Genomic DNA, 1549 nt, shown 5'->3' with positions numbered 1-1549 from the left:
TGGCTACTCCTGCGTTTTCGTCGGCGGCGTAGATTGTGTATAAGGGGCCACCGCACGGCATCGCGCTCGGCGCCGACCCCAGCGCCACCCACAGGGCGGCGGTGGCGCGGAGCGCGATGCCGGGCGGGGTGCGGCCGGGCGCCGGCAGCGGGTGCTCGTGGAGGCGGCCGTCGGGGGTGACGCGGCCGACGTGCGCGGTGCCCCGCTCGGTGAACCACAGGTCCCCGCCGGGCCCGGCGGTGATGGCGTGCGGGCGCGCGCCCGGGTCGGGCAGCGGGAACTCGGTGACCTTCCCGTCGGTGGTGATCTGCCCGACATGGCCCGCGCCGGCGCCGGTGAACCACAGCGCGCCGTCCGGCCCGGCGGTGATGCCCTCCGGCGCGGAGCCCTCGGTGGGCAGCGCGTGGACGGTGACGTCGCCGTCCGCCGCGATCCTGCCGATGGCGTTGCCCCGCCGGAGGGTGAACCACAGCGCCCCGTCCGGCCCGGCCGTGATCATGGACGGTTCCGTGCCGTCGCCGGGCAGCGGGAACTCGGTGATCCGCCCGCCGGTGGTGATGCGGCCGATGCGTCCGGTGCGGGCCTGGGTGAACCACAGGGCGCCGTCGGGCCCGGCCGCGATCCCGCACGGGCCGCAGCCCTCGGGCGCCGGGAACGCGGTGACCTCGCCGCTCGTGGTGATCCGGCCGATCGCGTGGGACGCGGTGAACCACAGCGCGCCGTCGGGTCCCGCCGTGATGACCGCCGGGCCGGCGGGGGAGGGGCCGTGCAGGGCCGGGGCGCCGTCCGGGGCGAGGCGGCCGATCCGGCCGGCGCCGCGGAGCGTGAACCACAGCGCGCCGTCGGGTCCCGCCGTGATGCCGCACGGGCCGGCGTCCGGGCCGGAGACCGCGTACTCCCTGATCGTGGCATGCGAACCTTGCGGCATGGATCGTCCCCCCTCGTCCCTCATCAGCTGTTTCCGCCCGGCGGCGAGGTTAACGCAACCGGTGTTGCGTTAGAGTGGGGGCGTGAGATCCGTCCGACGCCGCAGGGGCAACCGGTGACCGGTGCGGAGCCCGGGACCGTCCGGCCCGGCGGCCGCACCGCGCGGGTGCGCGACGCCGTCCGGGACGCGACGCTCGCCGAACTCGCCGAGCACGGCTACCCCGGCCTCACCGTCGACGGCGTCGCGGCCCGCTCCGGCGTGCACAAGACCACCGTCTACCGGCGCTGGGGCGACGCCGACGGCCTGATCGCCGACGTGCTCGGCCGCGCCGCCGCCGAGCCGTGGCCCGTCCCCGACACCGGCACCCTCGCCGGCGACCTGCGCGCCCTCGCCCGGCTCGTGCTGACCGGCCTCACCGACCCCGCGCAGGGGCCCGTCACCCGCGCGTTCGTGCTGGCCGCCGCGCACAGCGCCGACGCCGCCCGCGCCCTGCACGCCTTCTACGCGCGGCGCCACGAGCAGTCCGCCGCCATCGTCGAACGCGCGGCCGCGCGCGGCGAGGTCCCGGCCGGCACGGACCCCGCCGAGGTCGTCCGCGCCGCCGTCGCGCCCCTGTACCAC

Annotated in this window: 2 protein-coding genes; one reads left to right on the top strand and one right to left on the bottom strand. The window is 77.8% G+C overall.

The genetic code is table 11. From position 1 onward, the window contains the following. Positions 1 to 928, bottom strand: a 928-nt coding sequence (locus HUX53_RS36285; protein WP_217920322.1) for a hypothetical protein, incomplete at its 3' end; no start/stop codon positions are given. A gap of 114 nt (positions 929 to 1042) precedes the next feature. On the opposite strand from HUX53_RS36285, the gene HUX53_RS36280 reads away from it, so the two are divergent. Further along, positions 1043 to 1549: TetR/AcrR family transcriptional regulator (locus HUX53_RS36280; RefSeq protein ID WP_309237603.1), on the top strand; the 507-nt coding region annotated here is incomplete at its 3' end.

Origin of the sequence: Actinomadura sp. BRA 177 (assembly GCF_013372625.1) — a bacterium.
Lineage (GTDB): Bacteria > Actinomycetota > Actinomycetes > Streptosporangiales > Streptosporangiaceae > Spirillospora.
This window is presented reverse-complemented; position numbering and strand designations above follow the sequence as displayed.